Below are 1,014 nucleotides of genomic sequence, written 5' to 3' on the forward strand. Positions count from 1 at the left end.
CAAGTGAAGCGCGTCATAAATTTGATGAATATGACCTTCGTCCTGCTAACCTAGTAGTGGTTGAAAGAAGTCGGTAGGAGAGGCGCGGGCGTATGGAAGAAGATGAAAAGGCGATCATGATGCTGGTGGTGATCGTGGGGTTCGTGCTTATTTGGGTTGTGCTTGAAGAGCTGAACTATCTTGGTTTGCCGATCAAATAAGCCCCGTGAAACATTCGATTCAACGGGGCTTTGTATTTCAATAGTGGCTTTCTTGATTTCAGAGATTAGCTAACTGCTCTAACCTTACCTTGCTTCCAGTCGTTCAGCACTTGAGATTTTGGACCGTCTGCAATTACGCTGCCTTTCTCCATTACAATCACGCGGTCTACGATGTCGAGCATCGACGTTTTGTGTGTAATCAAAATCAGCGTTTCGCTCGGTTTTAACTGCGCCAATTGATGCTTGATGTGCATTTCTGAGCGGTTGTCCATTGCACTGGTTGGCTCATCCATCAAGAGTACCGGAGGACGTCCAAGGAACGCGCGAGCAATCGTCACCGCCTGACGTTGACCGCCAGAAAGCATTGCGCCCCCTTCACCAACCTGACGCTCCAAACCTGCTGGATCCGATTGCGTAAAGGCGGTCACACCCGCACGATTGGCTGCATCCATCACGTCACGGTCATCGGTTAATGGACGGCCTAACGTGATGTTGTCGCGGATGGAGCCAAAGAACAGATTGGAATCTTGCGCCACACACCCGATATTGCGGCGAATATCGACATGATGAAGCTGCGCGATGTCGGTGTCATCAATGCGAACATGACCTTCTGTCGGTTGGTATAAGCCCATGATGAGACGCTCTAACGTGGTTTTACCCGAACCGATACGGCCGATAATCGCCACTTTCTCGCCAGGATTGATCGTCAAACTCAAATCTCGAATTGACGCGACTGGTGAGTCTGGGTAGTGGAAAGTAACGCGTTCTAGCTCAATCTTACCTTGTACAATAGGGCGGTGAATGTAGCGTTTGC

Annotated in this window: 1 protein-coding gene; it reads right to left on the minus strand. The window is 49.7% G+C overall.

Features of this window, described 5'->3' with window-relative positions:
• Positions 1-265: 265 nt before the first annotated feature.
• Positions 266-1,014 (minus strand): ATP-binding cassette domain-containing protein (locus R7Q46_RS25355; protein WP_318077963.1); only part of this gene is annotated, 749 nt, incomplete at its 5' end.

It is taken from the genome of Vibrio sp. 811 (assembly GCF_033339195.1).